We start from the raw sequence: 18454 nt of genomic DNA on the forward strand, positions 1-18454 counted from the left end.
CAAACGTCGGTGCCGCCTCCGCAAACGGTTTTCCGGGCGTTTCCCCACCCCGTTCGCGCGCCTCCGGGTGCGGAAATCTACGGGGAAACCTAGACTGTGAAATCCGATTACGCCGATCGCACGAATCTGCACCACCGTGATGGAGGTCCTTTAGCAGCTTCCTACAATCATTCGGGCACAGGCGTTGACCCGGAGCCCGCGATTCCCCGATCGGCAAGTGGACAGTTCTCGGTATTGCGAGCCGACGGCAATATGTGATCGCGGAACTGCTCGCGTAGCCTCAGCTTATTCACCTTCCCAGTCGCAGTGTGAGGAAGCTCGTCGACGAAGACGACATCATCTGGGATCCACCACTTGGCGACCTTGCCTTCGTAGAATCCAAGCAACTCATCTGGGGTCACGTCGGCATTGGGGCGCTTTACGACCACCAGCAGCGGCCGCTCTTTCCAGTTCGGATGCGCGCAGGCAATACACGCTGCTTCCGCCACCGCGGGATGCGCGACCGCCAGGTTCTCTATCTCGATCGAACTGATCCATTCGCCGCCGGACTTGATCAGATCCTTGCTGCGATCAGTGATGCGCATGAAGCCGTCATGATCGATAGTTGCAACGTCACCCGTCGGAAACCAGCCGTCGATAAGCGGCGACACATCGCTGCGGAAATAACCGTCGATAACCCATGGCCCGCGCACGTGCAGGTCGCCGAACGCAACGCCGTCCCACGGCAGTTCGCGCCCCCCGTCGCCAACGACTTTCATGTCGACGCCGTAAATCACATGTCCCTGCTTCTCAAGCAGCCTGCGCTGCTCGTCCGGCGAGCGCATCGTCTGCTCCCGGTTGAGTCTTGACACGGTACCGAGCGGCGACATCTCCGTCATGCCCCACCCATGGATGGCCTGGACCCCATAGTCGTCCCTGAACATCCTGAGCAGTGCAGGCGGGCACGCCGATCCGCCAATCACCGTGCGCTCCAGCGACCCAAAGCGCAAGCCAGCTTCGCGCACGTAGTTCAGCAGTCCGAGCCACGCGGTCGGCACACCCGCCGAATAGGTCACGTGCTCGGCCTCCATCAGCTCATAGAGCGACTTGCCGTCCAGATCCTTGCCTGGAAGCACGAGCTTCGCACCCGTCAGCGGCGCGGCATGGGGAATGCCCCACGCGTTCACATGGAACATCGGGACAACCGGCAGCGCGCAATCGCGCGCGGACAGGCCTGAGGCGTTGGGCAGCGACACGCCGTACGCATGCAGCACGGTCGAGCGGTGCGAGTACAGCGCGCCCTTCGGATTGCCCGTCGTGCCCGACGTGTAGCAGAGATAGGACGCGAGCCGTTCGTCGAGTACCGGCCAATCGAAGTCACCGTCCTGTGCGCACACGAGCGCCTCGTAGCCAATGACCGGCGTGGCCAACCGGGGCAGATGCGCGTCGTCGGCGAGCGCGATCCAGCCTTGCACGTTCGGGCATTGGGGCGCGAGCACGTCGACGAGCGCGGCAAAGGTGGCGTCGAACATCACATAGCGGTCGTCGGCGTGATTGACGATATAGGCGATCTGCTCGGGAAAAAGCCGTGGATTGATCGTGTGACACACGGCGCCGAAACCAGTCGTGCCGTAGTACGTCTCCAGATGCCGGTAGCCGTTCCATGCGAGCGTGCCGATCCTGTCGCCTGCTTCGACGCCTAGCGCGATCAGCCCCTGCGCGAGCTGCTTCGCGCGCTTCTCGCAGTCGCGATACGTGTAGCGATGCACGTCGCCCTCGATGCGTTTTGACACGATTTCTGTCGTGCCGAAAAAGCGTGAGGCATGCGCGAGCAACGAAGAAACCGTCAACGGCACGTCCATCATTTGTCCACGCAGCGGTGTCGTCATGGCTGAGTCTCCGTGCTGTGCTCGCGAACTTGAATAAAGTGGGTAAGAGGACCGGCCGGAACGGTATGGCGGGGCCAGGCTTTCGAGTGCAATGAGCGAGCACTCGCGTTCTCAATGTTTCCCGTTGACGCGTGGTGGCTGACTGCGCACGCTCGAATCGGCCGGCTGAAAGCCGGGCTATCGGCGTTTGAGAAACTCCAATTGGTAACTCCCGTTCAGTGATTCAAGATAGGTTAGCCCCAGACGCGTTGCAAATGGCTAACATGAAAATTGCTGGTGTTTCGCGCTCGTGGTCGTTGCGACCGTGCAAGAGAGGACTTCCAGGGGGGCTCAATTGCAGCTTGCGCGAAGAGGTCATTTAGTTGGCTAATTAACGAGACGGTCCGGAGGGCGTCGCTTATCGTCCTTCGCGGATGCTACTTGTGAGATTGCGTGGCACCAACCGCTTTAAGTTCGGAGGCGTTGACTGACATACCGTCGCCGTCACGCATGGTAGCGACGGCCGCTGCACCTCGAACCGCCGATCACGCCGTACTAACCCCAACGGGCGGAGAGGGTCGCTTGCTGCCGAACGCCGCCTTGCGAGGTCGAGGTGTCTATGCCAGTTGCACGAGACGGGAACCGGCGACGAGCCGTCGTTCACCAAAACTGCGATGTGCACATTCGAGCGGCGGCGGCTACGCTCGATCGGCAGGAACATCACGGCCAGGCGAGATAATCCGCCTTGCGCGAGAATCAGCTAGCGACCTCGGTGAGATAGTCACACGTCCCTTTCTCAACGTCGAACTGCCGGGAATGTCAGGTTCGCTAAGCAACCGCGTGATACTCAGCGGGGCTTGATCCAACAGCGTACGGCACGCATTCGATGCGCCGTACGAAGGCAACCCTGATTTACAAACGCGCGAAGAACGCGTCTGCGGTTTCCACACGGACCCGGCCATCTCTCACTCGCCATTCAACTGCCTTCCCAGCCAAACATTTGAACGTCGGCTCGGCTCACGAGAGCGGCTATCGACGCCAGATCGGTCGAAGGGCAGTTCAGGGTGTGCGCCGTGAAAAGGCGGCGTTTTCCAGCGGGTGCAAGGATCCCGACGTAGCATCGTTTCGTGCGACCAGAACCAGCTGCGCTAGATTTCAGTCTGCTCCGAAATCTCAAGCGCGTCGACGACCGTCTGGGTTTTCAGCGTGTCGTGATCCAGGCGAATGACTTCGGGGCCGTTGACGAGGTACAGATCGCCGACAGGGCCGATGGCGACGTCCGTCACCCGACCGACGTTTCGAACGTACGTCGTGATGATTCCGATAGCGTGATCGGTCATATACCACGGTCCAGGGATGCACGTCGCGCATGCGGGGCACCAAGCTGTCGGTATTTCGCAAACATATCGCCGCGAAGCTGTCGGCGCGCCACCACCAAATGCGGACCACCGTCCTGGTCAAGATCGCCGGGGAGGCCCAATTCGATATACTCTGTCCATCCTTCGGGCTATGCGACGTCGCCCGATATGCTCTAAGCTACAAAGCGGTGCTGTGCACAAGCGTAGCGCGCTATCGATTGCTTTTCTCCAAGAAATGAAGAGGAGAAGCGAGCGTGAAAATCCTATGGGTCGATGATCACGAGATTCTTTGCGTAGCTCTCTCCGAATACGTCCAAACACACGCGTCGGAGTTGGGTGCGACTCCAATCGAAGTCACGCCCGTATTTACGCTTGCCAGCGCACTTGAAGAAGTAGCCAAGGCGCCTCCTCCTGACCTGGTATTCCTGGATCTTAATCTGGATGGCGATAATCGTGGCGCCACGACACTTGAACGTTTCCACGCCGGGAATTCATCCAATGTTCCCGTGGTCATCTGTACGGGACTCGCTCTTGGAAACGATCACGACGTTGAAATTTTGCGAATGTGCATGCGCGACTACGCCGCTCGAGGAATCCTTTTGAAAGGAGGCGCGCACAAAAAAATGTTCATTGGACTGAGCAGGATTTTAGGAGGTGAACTCTGGATTCCGGAAGAAGTCTTGCTGCGCTTTACCTGCTCGACGCAAGCGCCCTCAGCTAGCCTAAACCAGCGTCATCTTGGACTGTCTCCGCGAGAATGGGACTTGGCGCGTTGCATTGCACGTGGCCTCTCAGGAAAACAGATCGCAAGAGAGCTTAACGTCTCTGAGGGACATGTCCGACAGGTTTCCTGTGTTATTTACGACAAGCTACAAGTCAGAAACCGCGTTGAAGCTGCACTTAGAGTCAATGCCGAACTGGCCCTTGGAAGGGAGGCAGCAGATAAGGGACTGTCTTGACCTCTGCTGACCGCGCGATGTTCCCCTTGGCATCACTTTCATCCGCCTTCGGATGATATCTGCGGGTTATGTTTTGCAAGTATGGTCAACAAGGTCTGCTCCGAAACCGGCTTCGACAAAAGCTGCATGCCACTGGCGGCGACTTTTTTGAGCACCGCTGACGAGGTGTCCCCCGACCACAGGATCGCAGGAATCGATGCGTCGATAGCGGTACGGACTGCCGCGATTGCAGCAACACCGTCCTCGTGTTCCAGCCGGTAGTCGGAGAGGATGAAGTGCGGGCCACTTGCCAAAGCCTCAATGCGCAACTGCGTGATGACGTCGTGCGATGATTCGCCAGCCACGACATAACATCCCCGCTCGATCAGGCGCATCGATATTTCGATTCTCAAATCGCTATCGTCCTCGATGATCACCACGACCATATTGGTCAGGTCCGGGTCGTCGCTTTCAACCGTTTGAACCTCGTGCAATTCTGGCGGTACGAGCCCTATGAAGGGGACGGTGACGGAAAAACGCGATCCCCGCCCTGGTGTCGATTCCACGTCCAGTTTGTGACCAAGAAGATTCGCGAGACCCTGGACAATCGACAGGCCTAACCCGAATCCTTTCTCACGATTTCTCTCGGGGTTGTCGACCTGTACATAGCTTTTGAAGATATCCGCCTGTCTGTCTTCAGGGATACCGATCCCGTTGTCCCACACGCTTATCTTCACGTGGTTGCCGCTCCTTTGGCAGCTCACCAGAACATGTCCTTTCTTTCCTACCTGTTCGGAAGGCGTGTAGCGGACCGCATTGATCACCATATTCCGGACGATCCTGTCCAGTGCATGTCGATCCGTACGGACCAGACAGGGGCGGCTATGGAGTCCTAACTTCAACCCCTTGGCATCGGCCAGCGGCTGCATATCCACAACGATGTCGAGTAAAAGGGAAGGTAGCACCACGTCCTGAATTTCTACATTCCAGGTGCCCGCTTCGAGGCGGCAGATGTCCAGTGCACCGTTGATCATATCCTCCATCGCATCCACCTGTCTTTGTGCAATCGAGACGTCCTCGGCCAGCCGGGCCGATTCAATGTTTCGCCCGAGATAATTCAACTTCAGGCCGAGCGTGGTGAGCGGCTGACGCAAGTCATGGCTTATCGCGGCGATAAGCTGGTTCTTTTCCGCCTTTGCCGCTTCAGCCCGCGATCTCGCCTCATCAAGAATGACCCCCTTTACGCATGCGCGTTTCTGATTATGGAAAATAAGCCATGCGATGAAACAAAAGCCAATGAGCTGAGCCGTATAAAAGACAAGCATCCATGGTCGATAAACAAATAGCGGCGGTACGATACTAAACAAGAATGGCATTGAGCCGGGCACGAGTGAGCCCAAAGCCGCGCGGAGACTAGGTGCGAGCAGCAGCAAAGTAAATGCATGGCTGATCAACGTATACTCGAAGAAACCAAATCTGGCCAATTTTATGTAAGGAGCATGGTTCGAGAAGTCGGGTGGGATTAATCCGAAGCTACCTGCCGCCCACCAGCACGATGTCAGTATGACCAGTGCAGTCCATTCCCAGTGCATCCGTTCGATCGCGTTGACGCCGGCGTACTTCGGGAGCGCCATTGTCTTTTTCAGTAAGTATGTTGCCATGGGAACGGCCATTCCCCACATTCCAAGAACCCAGACAGCCCGAAAACAGATGTAGATATACGAAGTTTTTATCCACGCCCCATATACGGACAGGAGCGAACTGCCAACCGACAGTAGCACGATCCAACACACCGATCGACGGGAAAGCGATCGCAATAACTCGCGGTTGACAAGCAGATTCCGCCCGGTACTGAGTGCTGCAACTGGTCCCAATAATAGATTCACAAATTCAGCGAGTTTGTGGCGCCAGGTTGTCTGAACCGCTTCACTCACACCCTGTGATCTGTGGGCACCGTGCTTCAGGCTCTCGTCAGACTCAGGTCGTGTTTGAGTACAGGATGTCATGGAAAGCCTCCGGGTATCAGCTTCAGCATGTACTGCATTGTGCTAACGGTCCGCCAGCCAGTCGACGGACAGGTGTTCCATTACTCGCCTGACAGGGGCTGGTAGTGCGCGAGGCGAAACACGCTCTTGCGACTTCCATCCTTGTTACCCGTGTTCGGTCAACGCCTTTGGCTTGTGTTTCGCCAGTATGGTCAACAGGCTCCGCTCCGAAACCGGCTTCGACAAAAATTGCATTCCGCTGGCGGCGACTTTTTTGAGCACCACTGACGAGGTGTCTCCCGACCACAGGATCGCAGGAATCGATGAGTCGATAGCGGTACGGACTGCCGCAATTGCAGCAATACCGTTCTCGTGTTCCAGCCGGTAGTCGGACAGGATGAAGTGCGGGTCACTTGCCAAAGCCTCAATGCGCAACTGCGTGATGACGTCGTGCGATGATTCGCCGGCCACGACATAGCATCCCCGCTCGATCAGGCGCATCGATATTTCGATTCTCAAATCGCTATCGTCCTCGATGATCACAACGACCATATTGGTCAGGTCCGGGTCGTCGCTTTCAGCCGTTTGAACCTCGTGCAATTCTGGCGGTACGAGCCCTATGAAGGGGACGGTGACGGAAAAACGCGATCCCCGCCCTGGTGTCGAGTCCACGTCCAGTTTGTGACCAAGAAGGTTCGCGAGACCCTGGACAATCGACAGACCCAACCCGAATCCTTTCTCACGATTTCTCTCGGGGTTGTCGACCTGTACATAGCTTTTGAAGATATCCGCCTGTCTGTCTTCAGGGATACCGATCCCGTTGTCCCACACGCTTATCTTCATGTGGTTGCCACGCCTTTGGCAGCTCACCAGAACATGTCCTTTCTTTCCTCCCTGTTCGGAAGGCGTGTAGCGGACCGCATTGATCACCATATTCCGAACGATCCTGTCCAGTGCATGTCGATCCGTACGGACCAGACAGGGGCGGCTATGGAATCCCAACTTCAACCCCTTGGCATCGGCCAGCGGCTGCATATCCACAACGATGTCGAGTAAAAGGGAAGGTAGCACCACGTCCTGAATTTCAACATTCCAGGTGCCGGACTCGAGGCGGCTGATATCCAGTGCGCCGTTGATCATGCCTTCCATTGCAGCCACCTGTCTTTGCGCAATCGAGACGTCCTCGGCCAGCCGGGCCGATTCAACGTTTCGCCCAAGATAATTCAACTTCAGGCCGAGCGTGGTGAGCGGCTGACGCAAGTCATGGCTTATCGCGGCGATGAACTGGTTCTTTTCTGCAATTGCCGCTTCAGCCTGAGATCGCGCTTCTTCGAGAATTACCTCGTTTACACATGAGCGCTTCTGATCGTTGCAAATAAACCATGCCATGAAGAAATATCCAACTAGCAGAGCCGCATACCAGTCAAACATTCCCGGCCGTTTAGTAAAAAAAATCGGTGCCACGCTGAACCCGAACGGGATAACGCCGAACATGAGTGAACCTAAGGTAGCTCTAAGACTGGGTGCTAGCAGTAACAAAGCAAATGCATAGCTGATAATTGTGAGTTCGACGAAGTTATATCCATTCAATTTAAAATAATAACCATGGAGGGGCGGGTGCGTGTAGTTGGGTGGGACTAGCCCAAAGCTGGCCGCCGCCCACCAAAACGATGTAAGCGTGACCAGTGCAGTCCATTCCCAGTTCATCTGTTCGATCGCGTTGACGCCAGCGTGCTTTGCGAGCGCCATTGTCTTATTCAGCAGGTATGCTGCCATCGGAGCGACGATGGACCACAGTCCGAAGATCCAGACGGTACGGAAGAGAGATACAAATCTGAAGTTCGGATCCCACAATCCAAATACGAACCAGAACGAACCTCCAACCAACAGTAGCGCGATCCAATATGCCGCTCGACGTGAAAGTGAACGTAACAACTCGCGTTTGACGAGGAGATCTTGCTCGGCACTCAGTGCGGCAACCGGTCCAAGAAAAAGATTCACAAATTCAGTGAGTCGGCGGCGCCCGGTTGTCTGAATCGTTTCACTAATACCCGGTGATCTGCTGCCCCCAGTCGTTCCGTCCGCGTCAGAATCACGTCGTTTTTGAGCACAGGACCTCATGGAAGGCCTCCGGGCATCCGCTTCAGCATGCGCTACATTGTGCTACCGGTCCGTCAACAAGTCGATGGACAAGCGTTCCGTTGCTTGCCGAACAAAAGTTCGGGTTACACGTAAGTTTGGCATCCTCAATACGGGTGTCGACTGCGCCTATTTCTTTTGGAAACCGTAAAAACTGACGGGGGAGGGTAAGGCTATAGACACTAGTAGTGCTTGACGATGTCAACTGGGAGTTGCGAGTACTGCATGGCGCCACAGCATCAGTCGAGAAATTTTGGTAGCCGCAGCACAATGTCGCGCGTCGACATTTAATTGTATTAACCGGTGTTCGCACCGTAATTTCAAGTAGCAACTTAAACGAATAATTGAAAATCGATCTCGAACATTCACTAGCCCCTAAGGGAACATTTAACGCCGAACATCAAATGTCCAACATAATCACAAATTACGTGGTTAAACGAAGAAATAATGAAACATAATTTGATGCAAGGAGGGCGTAATTCATCGCGCTATGACGGCCTCACATCTTCTCGCCCCGACTGCGACGAGGCATTTGGCATTGTGTTCAGTTGGCCCTAAATGAGGACATGTGAGACTGAAGCGCGTGATTCTGACCCTTCTGGTGCGAAGCGGGCCCCTTATTGGTTGCGCGAGCGCGGCTTAAGCGTTTCCTTCCGAGCCGGGAGGAGGAGAGGCTGTCTCCAGAACCATGCCATGTGTGCGACGAACATCGTGAGGAGGTCGCGTCCGCTCTATCGCCTCCGGCGACACCTATCGGTTTCTTCAACGCGGCCATATCTGGTCCGCCTGCGTCGAGCCGGCGAGTTTCTGCACGGCGTACTTCGGATGCTCACCAGCGTTCAAGCTGTCGTAACACGACGTTCCCCTTCAACGATTCAAGGAGCTTCATCATGAAAACGCTTGCATACCTTCTCCTCGCCATCGGTGCATTCGCCAGCCCGGTCGTCAGCTTCGCTCAGAGCACCGAACCCCTCACTCGCGCGCAAGTGCGCGCGGAACTGATCCGTCTCGAGGAGGCCGGATATCATGTCGGCAGCGGCGACCACACAACATATCCCGCAGGGATTCAGGCAGCTGAATCAAAGATCGCCGCACAGGACAGCCAGCAGACGGCCAACGCCGTTGGCGGCACGACGCTCAACGGCACTTCAGCCGCCGGCAGTGACTCACATCTGCCGCACCCCTCGCCATCGTCGTGCGTCGGCCCCGCAAGTTACTGCAACCTTTTCTTCGGTAACTAACCGTACCAGAAACCGCCCCGACGATCCGGATAACATCCCGGCATCGTCTGGGAGCAGCATCATCAGCGGCGTCCGAATCAGGCTAACGCATGGCCCTCCTTTCGCGCTTTGCTTCCACGTGACGGGGCATCGACATATTTGCAGGAGAACGATCATGTCCGCACTTTCCCGGTAGCAGGATGCAAGGCTGCGTTATGTCACACCAGGCCGCAAAGCCACCGAGCCACCTGGCGCGAAGGAGCCCAACCGAAATTCCGACCTGAGTGTCGGGTATGGCCGTCAAGACGCTCGACCCTGTTGCAGCACAAAGGTCACGAGCATCCCAATAGTGAATTATCGAGCCATGTCCGCGTTGCGGCGGCATTCATACGCCGCCCGCCCGCTCTCGCTCCAATCGGGACCCGGATAAAACCAAAGTTCGGAGCAGGCGATGTCCACAGCCCTCTCAACCCGCAAACAGGAGATGAAAAATGACCCGCAAATTCTGGAAAGGAGCGGTGCTCGCGTGCGCCGCATTGTTCACCGCAAGTGGTACGGCGCATGCAGAAGATCAGTGTTCAAACGGGACGCTCAAAGGCCTCTATGGCTTCTCGCTTCGTGGCGAATTCATCGGCTTTATCGACGCAAACGGCAATCCACACCGAATCCCCAATCCCGACATCGTTGATGCGGTGTTTATCCAGAGGTTTGATGGCACCGGTGCTTTCACCCGGTCTGACTACGTGTCTAGTGACGGGTTTAAACGGCCCGGATTAACAGATCCGATGACCGGATTTGATACGGGTGAAAGCGGCACATATACAGTCTTCTCGAACTGCACCGGCGTTATGCACATTACGTTTCCTGCTCCCATCGCTTCGACCATCATCGACATTAGATTCGTGCTGACCGAAGGGGGTCACCGACTTCACGGTGTTGTAAGCCACCAAGAAATTGCCGGACCTTTCACTGCGTTGGACGGAAAGACAACGTGCGGCCCAACGCCAGCGTGCAACATGCGTGCTCAGGAAAGCGTGGTTGGCGAGAAGTTCGACTTGGGAGGAGGACCACGCTGAGGAGCGTTGGCGACTACAGGGACGCTGTGCTCGAGAGGTAGGGGTGCATCTTGCGTACTGTGGTCGCTGGCGGTAGACACTATTGCCCTGTTTGCCGACTCTGCTTCGCGATCTTCCTGCCGGTTCAACGCATGGTCTTTCCGCTTGGTAATGTGGCTGCCGTTCGACCTGATCGTGTGTTCGACGTCAGCAATACTAATCATAGCCGCCGTTGGACGATGGTCGCGCAAACGGCGGCTCTGGCCGATCAACGGACATACCGGTTTGAACGGGGAGGGCAGGTTAGGCGAGTTGTACGGACCTGCTTGACATAACAGCCCGAACTCGGTATTGAGGTCGACGGCGCCTTTGCGATGGCGGAGCAAACCACACCTTAATAAAACGTATGGCCATACGGGACAGGTGCCTGCCCGACGACGTCTGGTCACGGTGATCACCCAACGCTCTGGCGGTTAAAGCTTCGGAAAAATCGGTCGTTAATTCGAGAACGGCATGACGTGCCATCGAATGGTCGCATTCCGCAATTGCTTCCTGAAGTTACCCAATTACAATTCGAATGAGAGAAACCACCATGCAGTTTAAGCATACCTTCATCGCGCTGTCGTGTGCGTCACTTCTCGCTTTGGGCGGTTGCACGTCCGTGCCAATGGGAGATCCGCAGCGGGATGCCGCGCTGAAGACGTTCAACGCGCCGCAGGACAAAGCAGCGGTTTACGTCTATCGAAACGAGAGCATGGGGGGCGCCGTCAAGATGGATGTCTCGCTCGATGGCAAGCCGATCGGCAAGACGGCTGCCAGGACTTACCTTTATGAAGAGGTTGCACCGGGCCATCATCAGTTGCTTTCTGAGGCCGAGAACAATTCTACGCTGGACTTCGACGTGGTTGCCGGTAAGGCCTATTACGTCTGGCAGGAGGTCAAGATGGGCATCATGTATGCGCGCAATAAGCTCCAACTCGTGGACGATCAAACCGGACAGGCTGGAGTGAAGGAGTCAAAGCTGACTGTTCCGGCGACCGCGTCACAATAGGACGCCAAGCCTTCTCCAGGCAACCCGGTTGGATAGCGCCGATCTTCAATGGTCTGCGACACCTGTCGAGCGGTCACGCGCATCCCCGCCTGTGTGGGGCGCGCGCCTTCCTGTCTGCGTGCTGATTTGGCTTGGGGATCGTCACGGTCGGGCGTGGAGGGTATTCGTACCAGCCGTGCGAAATCTGGGCGTTGCAGGGCGCGGATGCTTGCACAGCAATAGTTTGCCGTTTCCTTGATTTCGCGCGAGCTTGAGCTGCGCGAGTCGTTGATCTGTCCGTCGCTTTTCGTGAAAACCGCCAGATTTTGCACGCATAGAACGATTGCCCCTATTCTATGCGCAGGCCATGGCGCAACCTGCAACGGTTGTCTCGCTAGACCACTGATTGGATATTGAAGGACGAAGTCCGGGTCGATCCGAAGCGCACACCCCGGACCGAATTAAAGCAGTTTGCATGAAGTGACGCGACAACTACGTCGACAAACACCGAGCCCGAGAGCCTGAAAACCATTTTGCCCGCTCCGTCAGTTGGGCCCAGTGACGGCACCGGATGACTGTTCCGCTCGAACATCCGCACGTGGAAGTGGGGCCGCTCGACCGGCCGCAGGGCTGATGACAGCCCGTCGAAGGCGAATTCCCTAGTGACGTGAGCGCGGCGATACAGGCGCCTCCGGCGGTGTACGCTCCGCGCGCCGCTGCAGGATCGCGGTCTTTCGTGCGGCATGACGATAGGTCCACGCTGCTTCGATGAGTACCCGCCGGACGTGGCTGTTGCCGGTCTTGGTGATACCGCCGCGGCGCTCGCGCTTGCCGCTGGAGTGTTCGCTGGGCACCAGGCCCAGATACGCCATCAGTTCGGGCGCGCCGGCAAACCGTGCGAGATCGCCGAGTTCCGCGACCACCGTCACAGCCGCGAGCAGACAGATGCCACGCAGCGCCATCAACGCCTCGATCACCGGCCAGACCGGGCTGGCCTGCGCGGCCGTCTCGATTTCGCGGTCGAGGCTGGCCACGCGTTTGCCACAGGCCTGCACCGTATCGATATATTCCTGCAGCACGATCTGTTGCTCCGGCCGGGCGAACTTGATGCCTTCCAGCCAGCGCCAGTGCGCTTGCGTCCACCTCGAGCGGCCTGCGTAGCGATGACCATGGCGCGACAGAAACGACAGCAGCCGTTGCTTGGCCTGGCGTTGCAGATGCTTCATGTCCTCCCGCGCACGGGTCAGATCGCGTAGCGCCTCCTGTGCCTCATCCGGAATCCACACGGGGCTCAACTCGCCGGCGCGATGCAGGCGCGCCAGGCTTAGGGCATCGCGCCGGTCGGTCTTCACACGTTCGCCCGGCTTCTTCGGAGTCAGCGACGGCGCCACGACCTGACAGTCCTGCTTGAGCTCAAGCAGCTGTCGGCAAATTGTGTAGCCGCAGGGGCCCGCTTCGTAGCAGAACGCCAACCGTCCCGTGCCGCGCTTGAGCTGCGCGACCAGTTTCGCGATGGCCTCGGGCGTGTTCACGATCTCGCCCATATACCGCAGCTCGCCGCCCGCGTCGGCGACCGCTACGGCGATCGTTTCCTGATGTACATCCAGGCCCACGTACTTGCTAAACTTGTTCATGACCTGCCCCCTCAATGCGGCTCTGAGCCGCCGGTGTAACCGACCTCAAGCTTAATCCGCGTACCTTGAGGTGCGGCAGGTCCATACATGATGTCTAGCGATTCAATTTATTTCAATCCCCTTTCTCTAAAACGCCGGTCGCCGAATCTTTTTGGTTTTACAATTCGCGTAAATATGCCCGTTTGACAATTGACAATTCGTTTCCAAATTACCGTTAAAAGAAATATTCCTAAAGTTTTAGTAAGCGCTGCCGACAACGGTCCCATGAATACGAGCAGGTCGTCATGCGACTTGCATAAATCAAAGATCAAACGGGGAACTGGCCGACTGAGAGCGGTCGGGAGCAGTATGTCGAGGCAATCTGTCAACGGTGGGTTCGGCGGCAAACGCCGGTGGGTGGTGCAGTTCTGTTTGTTTTATCAGGCGGTGACGTCGGTGCCCGCGCACGCAGCGGGCGTCGTGGCGGACGGCGGTACGGCCACTTCCGTATCGACGGCTGCGAACGGTCATCAGACCGTGAACATTGCGCCATCCGTCGGTGGTGTATCGCACAACACGTATAGCCACTTCAACGTGGGCAGTGCGGGCGTCGATCTCAACAACGTCGGGATCAACGCACGGACCATCGTCAATCAGGTAACGAGCACGGACCCGAGCGTGATCTCGGGCCAGCTCGCCGTGCTCGGATCGCGCGCCAATGTCGTGCTGGCGAATCCGAATGGCATCACGATCAACGGTGGATCGTTCGTCAATACGGGCCATGTCGCGTTCTCGACCGGACAGGTCAGTTTCAACGATGTGCTCACCGGGTCAGTGCTGCAGCGTAACGTCGTGCTCGACACAAAGACGGGAACGATTATCGTCGGACCGCAAGGCTTGTCGAGCGCGCTCGTTGCACTGGACCTCATCGCGAAGAACATCCTCGTCAACGGGCCGCTGACCAATACCTTCACATCGCCGACGGCCACCGTCAGACTGCTTGGCGGCACCAGCAACGTGACGCTGAACACGGGCGTGTCGCCCAATGACAATGCCAACGACTGGCTCTCGGTCAACGCATCGGCGACGCACGATACGGCCAGTTCTTTCGCCGTCGACATCACGGCAGCGGGCTCGCTCACCAGCGGCCGCGTGCAGCTGATCGTCACCGACAAGGGGCCGGGCGTGCGCAGCGCGGGCCCGATGAACGCGACACTGGGCGATTTCACGCTTGCATCCAATGGCGCCGTCGAGTTCTCGAACACGACGCTCACCGCGAACGGCAACGTAAACATGCAGGTGCAGGACACACTGACTGCGACCTCGATGCAGATGCAGGCGGGCAGCGCGGCCACGATTGCATCGACAGGTCTGCTGGGCTTGAACAGCACATCGCTGCTGGCAAGCGGCGGCATCAATCTCAGTGGCGGCGGCGTGAAGCTGTACAACGACAGCGGTATGCAGACGGTGATCGCGTCGTCGAATGCGGGCGTCGTCGTCAAGAGCAGCCAGGACATCGTGAACGTCGGTTCGCTGGTGCAAGGACAAACGCAAACCACGGGCGATAGTGATTCCAAGGGCGCAGTCACGCTGAATGCCTCGGGCAACGTGCTGAACCAGTCGACCACGACCTCGAAGCTCGGCGTGCTCTTCGGTGTGAAAGGCGACGTTGTGATCAACGCGGGAGGCACCATCACCAACGAAGACGCGCGCATCCTGTCGAACAGCAACGTCACGCTCACGGCAGCCGGCGACGTCGACAACATCATCGACCATTCGAGCGGCGTGAACGGCGGCAATGCCGTCGGCTATTCGAACAGAAGCTGGCGGCTGATATTCGTGGAGCACCACGAGAACGGCTTCACCGTCGACTATGGCGCGCTCAACGATCCCGACAAGCTCGCCTACATCACAGCCGACAGCGGCAATGTGACGATCAACGCGCGCAACGTTAACAATGTCGGCGGCTCGATTCTGTCGAACGACGGCAGCATCTTCGTGTCGGCCGCGCAGAACCTGCTGACGCAAGGCGTATTCGTCGGACAGGCTTCGTATCACCAGTCGTGCTTCGTCTTCTGCAGCGCCAGCGCGTCGAGCACGGTACAGGCGTTCGGCGGCGTCATGGAGGCGGGCAAGGACATCACACTCAAGGCGGGCACGCAGATCACCAACACGGGCGGCACGGTGATCGCCATCGGCAACCTGAAACTCGATGCACCGAAGACGCTCGCGCAAGGCGTGCTCGGCTACACGGTCATCAACCGGCGCAACGATCTGAAGACGTGGTTCGGCAACACGTGGGCGGCCATCTACGCAGCCGATACGGGCGGCGTATTCACAGGCGGAAACGGCCAGGTCGAACTGACGGGCGAAGCGGACATCGACGGGGGATCGTTCAACGCGCCGGGCGGCATTCACGCGGCAGGCGGCGTGAACACGATGCGCGTGCCGTACCGCGCGCTCGTGACGATCGGCACGCACAATCACCTCGGCCTCGTTTCGTGGTTCGGTCTATGAAACGGCGTCCTGTGATCTTGCGCAGTTGTCTTGCCGTGCTCGCCGTCGGCGCACACGCGGCCGCGAGCGCACAGGCGCTTGCGCCATTGCCGCCAGGCGGGTTTAATGCGCTGCCTGGCCGCGCAGAACAGGACCCGGGCCAACGGTTGTTGCAGGAGCAGCAGGACAGGCAGCGGCGCAACGAAATCCGGCAGGCGCCCGCGCAGATTGCCGCGCCTGAAGTGCCTGCCTTGCCGAACCTGCCCGAAGGCGCGGACGTCGATACGCTGCCCGATGCCGAGCCGATGTTCGAGATCAGCCACATCGAATATATCGGCGATCGCGTGTTGGGACAGAAAGAGCTTGACCGGATCGCCGCTCCGTTCGTCGGCAAGCGGCTGGGGCGCAACCGCATCAATCTGCTGCTGCGACGCGTGACGGAAGCGTTTATCGAACGCGGCTACATCACGACGCGCGCTTATCTCGGTGCGCAGAACCTTGCGTCGGGCACGCTAAAGGTCAACGTGGTCGCGGGCAAGGTCGCGGGCTTCACGCTCAACGGCAAGCCGCTGCGCCCGCGCGATCCGAACGAGCCGTGGTACGACACGCACGGCGGCGGCCTGCTCACTGATGCCGGCACGGCCTGGGCATTCGGCGACAGCGTCGGCGACGTGCTGCGCCTGCCGGATTTGGAGCAGGGCGTCGACCAGATCAACCGGCTGCGGCGCAATCAGGCCGAAATCCAGATCATGCCGGGCGAAGCACCGGGCGACTCGATCGTCGCGATCTCGAACCGTTACGGCGACCGCACGTTCTACAACCTCGGCATCGACAACTACGGCAGTTCACAAACGGGCACGCTGCGCTATCGCGGCGGCGTCGAGGCAGACAACGTCATCGGCTTGCAGGAATCGCTGTCGCTGAATTACGTCGGCACGGAAGACAGCAATGCACTTGTGTTTTCCGCCGCCGTGCCGTTCGGGTATCAGACGTTCAGCTATACGACTTCGTACTCCGAGTATCAGCAGACCATCGGCGATACGGCGCTGCTGCAAGGACGCACGTTCAGCCAGATTCTCGGCTGGAACGATGTGCTCACGCGTTCGAAGTCCGGGCGCATGAGCGTCGACGTCACGCTGAACAAGATGCGTACCGAGCGCAGTGTGAACGGCATCGACCTGTCGCCGCAAGATCTGACCGTGGCGCGTGTGGCGCTGAACGGGCTGCGCCGCTTCGTGGCGAACGATCAGGGCGCGGCTGCGACGTGGGACATCGGCGTGTCGCAGGGTCTGCCGTGGCTCGCGGCCAGTCACGACGACAGCGAAATCGGCAAATCGGAGGCGCACAGCCAGTTCACGAAACTCGATGGCACAGCGACCTTGCAGATGACGCTCGGCTCGCTGCTGGGCACCCAATGGGCGTATCGCGGCACGCTGCGCGGACAGTTCAGCCGCGTGGCGCTGTTCGGCACGCAGCAGATCTATCTCGGCGGCATGGACTCGGTCCGTGGCTTCACGGAAGGCGGCATCGCGGGCGATAGCGGCGCTTACCTGCGCAACGAAGCGGCCTGGGAGAACGTGCCCGCATGGCATGACGCGCGCGTCGAACCCTACGTGTTTCTCGACGGCGGCAAATCGCATCTCGTCGCACAAGGCGGCTGGCCGACGCTGGTTGGCACCGGTATCGGCGCGCGTGCCGAATGGAGGCACAACGCGCAAACCGTCACGGGCGAAGTCCTGCTCGGACAGGCATTGATTCAGCCCGCAGCGCTTGGTCACAAGGCCACTGTGCTGCTGGCCACTCTCAACTGGTCGGAATGAAGGAGCTCAACATGAAGCGGCATCTCAATCACATCACGTTCACGCGCCTGACTGCAACGCTCGCGCTGGCTGCCGGGCTCTCGGCGATCGCGGCGCCTTCGATGGCGACCAACAAGCCGTCATCGTCGCATGCGAAGGCGGCAGCGCCCGCATCGGCAAGCGTCGCTGCTTCGGGCCCGTTGCCCGCCAACGCCGTCGCGCGCGTGAACAACGTGCTCATCACGCAGGAGCAGGTCGATGCGATGCTGAAAGCGACCAATACGCCGGATACGCTGCAAACGCGCACGGCCATCAAGAACCAGTTGATCGCGCGCGAGCTGTTCCGGCAGGCAGCCGAAAAGCAGCATTACGACACGCGCGCGCAGGTGCTCGAAGCGGTCGAACAGGCGAAGTCGCTGGCGATGACGCAGGCGTATCTGCGCGATCAGGTGAAGCCCACGCCCGTCACCGACGCCGATGTAAAGAGCCGCTACGACGCCATCGTCGCAACGCTTGGCGACAAGGAATACAAGCCGAGCGTAATCGCGGTGAAGGACGAAGCGACCGCGAAGGACGTGCTCGCGCAACTGAAAAAGGGCATCGATTTCGCGCAACTGGCGAAGCAGGTCAGCCAGGGCCCGGCCGCCGCGCAAGGCGGCGCGATGAACTGGGTGTCGTTCAAGACGCCGATCCAGCCGGGCGCGACGCAAGGCTGGCCGCAGCCAGTCGCCGAAGCGATGGTGAAGCTGCCGCAAGGCGGCGTGACCACGACGCCGGTTCAGGTGGGCGACGCCTTCTGGATCGTCAAGATGGACCAGTCGCGCGCGACGCAGATTCCTGACTTCGATACGACGAAGGCCGCGCTGCGCCAGCAGCTCGAGCAGGTCGCGCTTCAGAAGGCGACGGCACAAGTGGTGGTCGATCTGATGAAGAACGCGTCGATCCAGCAGCAGTAAAGCGAAAGCATCGAAGGC

The 18454-nt window shown here is 58.6% G+C and carries 11 protein-coding genes and 2 pseudogenes; 8 read left to right on the plus strand and 5 right to left on the minus strand.

Annotated features, from left to right (window positions below):
- Positions 1–167: 167 nt before the first annotated feature.
- Entirely contained in the window at positions 168–1868 is a 1701-nt protein-coding gene (locus C2L65_RS41830) for a 3-(methylthio)propionyl-CoA ligase (protein WP_042309130.1), read from the minus strand.
- Between the two features lie 826 nt (positions 1869–2694).
- On the opposite strand from C2L65_RS41830, the pseudogene C2L65_RS46865 reads away from it, so the two are divergent.
- Positions 2695–2790: pseudogene (locus tag C2L65_RS46865) on the plus strand (tyrosine-type recombinase/integrase); the annotation flags it as partial.
- A gap of 205 nt (positions 2791–2995) precedes the next feature.
- Here the strand turns inward: C2L65_RS46865 and C2L65_RS45930 are convergent.
- Positions 2996–3187: a hypothetical protein gene (locus C2L65_RS45930; RefSeq protein WP_042309132.1), complete on the minus strand. Its 192-nt coding sequence runs from the start codon at positions 3185–3187 to the stop codon at positions 2996–2998.
- A 272-nt stretch (positions 3188–3459) separates the two neighbouring features.
- Here C2L65_RS45930 and C2L65_RS41845 point away from each other — a divergent pair, with 272 nt between their 5' ends.
- Positions 3460–4164 (plus strand): LuxR C-terminal-related transcriptional regulator, encoded by a 705-nt coding sequence (locus C2L65_RS41845; protein WP_081921029.1) that lies wholly within the window; start codon positions 3460–3462, stop codon positions 4162–4164.
- Positions 4165–4202: 38 nt separating this feature from the next.
- Here the strand turns inward: C2L65_RS41845 and C2L65_RS41850 are convergent, their stop codons facing one another.
- Together C2L65_RS41850 and C2L65_RS41855 are read right to left on the minus strand one after the other, a co-directional pair.
- Entirely contained in the window at positions 4203–5816 is a 1614-nt protein-coding gene (locus tag C2L65_RS41850; protein ID WP_158660432.1) for an ATP-binding response regulator, read from the minus strand.
- Between the two features lie 477 nt (positions 5817–6293).
- A complete protein-coding gene (locus C2L65_RS41855) occupies positions 6294–8249 on the minus strand; it encodes an ATP-binding response regulator (RefSeq protein ID WP_081921033.1) in 1956 nt (651 codons plus the stop codon).
- Positions 8250–9157: 908 nt separating this feature from the next.
- On the opposite strand from C2L65_RS41855, the gene C2L65_RS41860 reads away from it, so the two are divergent.
- The 3 genes from C2L65_RS41860 to C2L65_RS41875 all read left to right on the plus strand — a co-directional run bounded on the left by C2L65_RS41860 (position 9158) and on the right by C2L65_RS41875 (position 11593).
- Positions 9158–9508: a DUF4148 domain-containing protein gene (locus tag C2L65_RS41860; RefSeq protein WP_042309138.1), complete on the plus strand. Its 351-nt coding sequence runs from the start codon at positions 9158–9160 to the stop codon at positions 9506–9508.
- A gap of 470 nt (positions 9509–9978) precedes the next feature.
- Entirely contained in the window at positions 9979–10563 is a 585-nt protein-coding gene (locus C2L65_RS41870; RefSeq protein WP_052426892.1) for a hypothetical protein, read from the plus strand.
- Positions 10564–11134: 571 nt separating this feature from the next.
- On the plus strand, positions 11135–11593 hold the full coding sequence (locus C2L65_RS41875) for a DUF2846 domain-containing protein (protein ID WP_042309185.1): 459 nt from the start codon (positions 11135–11137) through the stop codon (positions 11591–11593).
- A 668-nt stretch (positions 11594–12261) separates the two neighbouring features.
- Here C2L65_RS41875 and C2L65_RS41880 read toward each other — a convergent pair.
- A pseudogene (locus C2L65_RS41880) lies at positions 12262–13206 on the minus strand (IS110 family RNA-guided transposase); the annotation flags it as partial.
- A gap of 348 nt (positions 13207–13554) precedes the next feature.
- Between C2L65_RS41880 and C2L65_RS41885 the strand changes: the two are divergent.
- Genes C2L65_RS41885 through C2L65_RS41895 form a run of 3 tightly spaced genes read left to right on the plus strand, consistent with a single transcriptional unit; the run spans position 13555 to position 18436 of the window.
- Complete coding sequence (locus tag C2L65_RS41885; protein WP_042309141.1) at positions 13555–15702, plus strand: two-partner secretion domain-containing protein; 2148 nt, start codon at positions 13555–13557, stop codon at positions 15700–15702.
- The gene (locus tag C2L65_RS41890) at positions 15699–17501 is read left to right on the plus strand and encodes a ShlB/FhaC/HecB family hemolysin secretion/activation protein (RefSeq protein WP_081921035.1); all 1803 of its coding nucleotides are present in this window, start codon (positions 15699–15701) and stop codon (positions 17499–17501) included. The genes C2L65_RS41885 and C2L65_RS41890 overlap by 4 nt, the downstream gene beginning before the upstream one ends.
- 11 nt (positions 17502–17512) lie before the next feature.
- Positions 17513–18436, plus strand: a complete 924-nt coding sequence (locus tag C2L65_RS41895; RefSeq protein WP_042309188.1) for a peptidylprolyl isomerase — start codon at positions 17513–17515, stop codon at positions 18434–18436.
- Positions 18437–18454: the final 18 nt, after the last annotated feature.

This window comes from Paraburkholderia terrae, assembly GCF_002902925.1.
GTDB classification, from domain to species: Bacteria; Pseudomonadota; Gammaproteobacteria; order Burkholderiales; family Burkholderiaceae; genus Paraburkholderia; species Paraburkholderia terrae.

Excerpts from the sequence above, each read along its gene's own strand:
- C2L65_RS41830 (WP_042309130.1), bottom strand. The coding sequence starts at position 1,868 with ATGACGACACCGCTGCGTGGACAAATGATGGACGTGCCGTTGACGGTT.
- C2L65_RS45930 (WP_042309132.1), bottom strand. The coding sequence starts at position 3,187 with ATGACCGATCACGCTATCGGAATCATCACGACGTACGTTCGAAACGTC.
- C2L65_RS41850 (WP_158660432.1), bottom strand. The coding sequence starts at position 5,816 with ATGGCCGTTCCCATGGCAACATACTTACTGAAAAAGACAATGGCGCTC.
- C2L65_RS41855 (WP_081921033.1), bottom strand. The coding sequence starts at position 8,249 with ATGAGGTCCTGTGCTCAAAAACGACGTGATTCTGACGCGGACGGAACG.
- C2L65_RS41860 (WP_042309138.1), top strand. The coding sequence starts at position 9,158 with ATGAAAACGCTTGCATACCTTCTCCTCGCCATCGGTGCATTCGCCAGC.
- C2L65_RS41870 (WP_052426892.1), top strand. The coding sequence starts at position 9,979 with ATGACCCGCAAATTCTGGAAAGGAGCGGTGCTCGCGTGCGCCGCATTG.
- C2L65_RS41875 (WP_042309185.1), top strand. The coding sequence starts at position 11,135 with ATGCAGTTTAAGCATACCTTCATCGCGCTGTCGTGTGCGTCACTTCTC.
- C2L65_RS41885 (WP_042309141.1), top strand. The coding sequence starts at position 13,555 with ATGTCGAGGCAATCTGTCAACGGTGGGTTCGGCGGCAAACGCCGGTGG.
- C2L65_RS41890 (WP_081921035.1), top strand. The coding sequence starts at position 15,699 with ATGAAACGGCGTCCTGTGATCTTGCGCAGTTGTCTTGCCGTGCTCGCC.
- C2L65_RS41895 (WP_042309188.1), top strand. The coding sequence starts at position 17,513 with ATGAAGCGGCATCTCAATCACATCACGTTCACGCGCCTGACTGCAACG.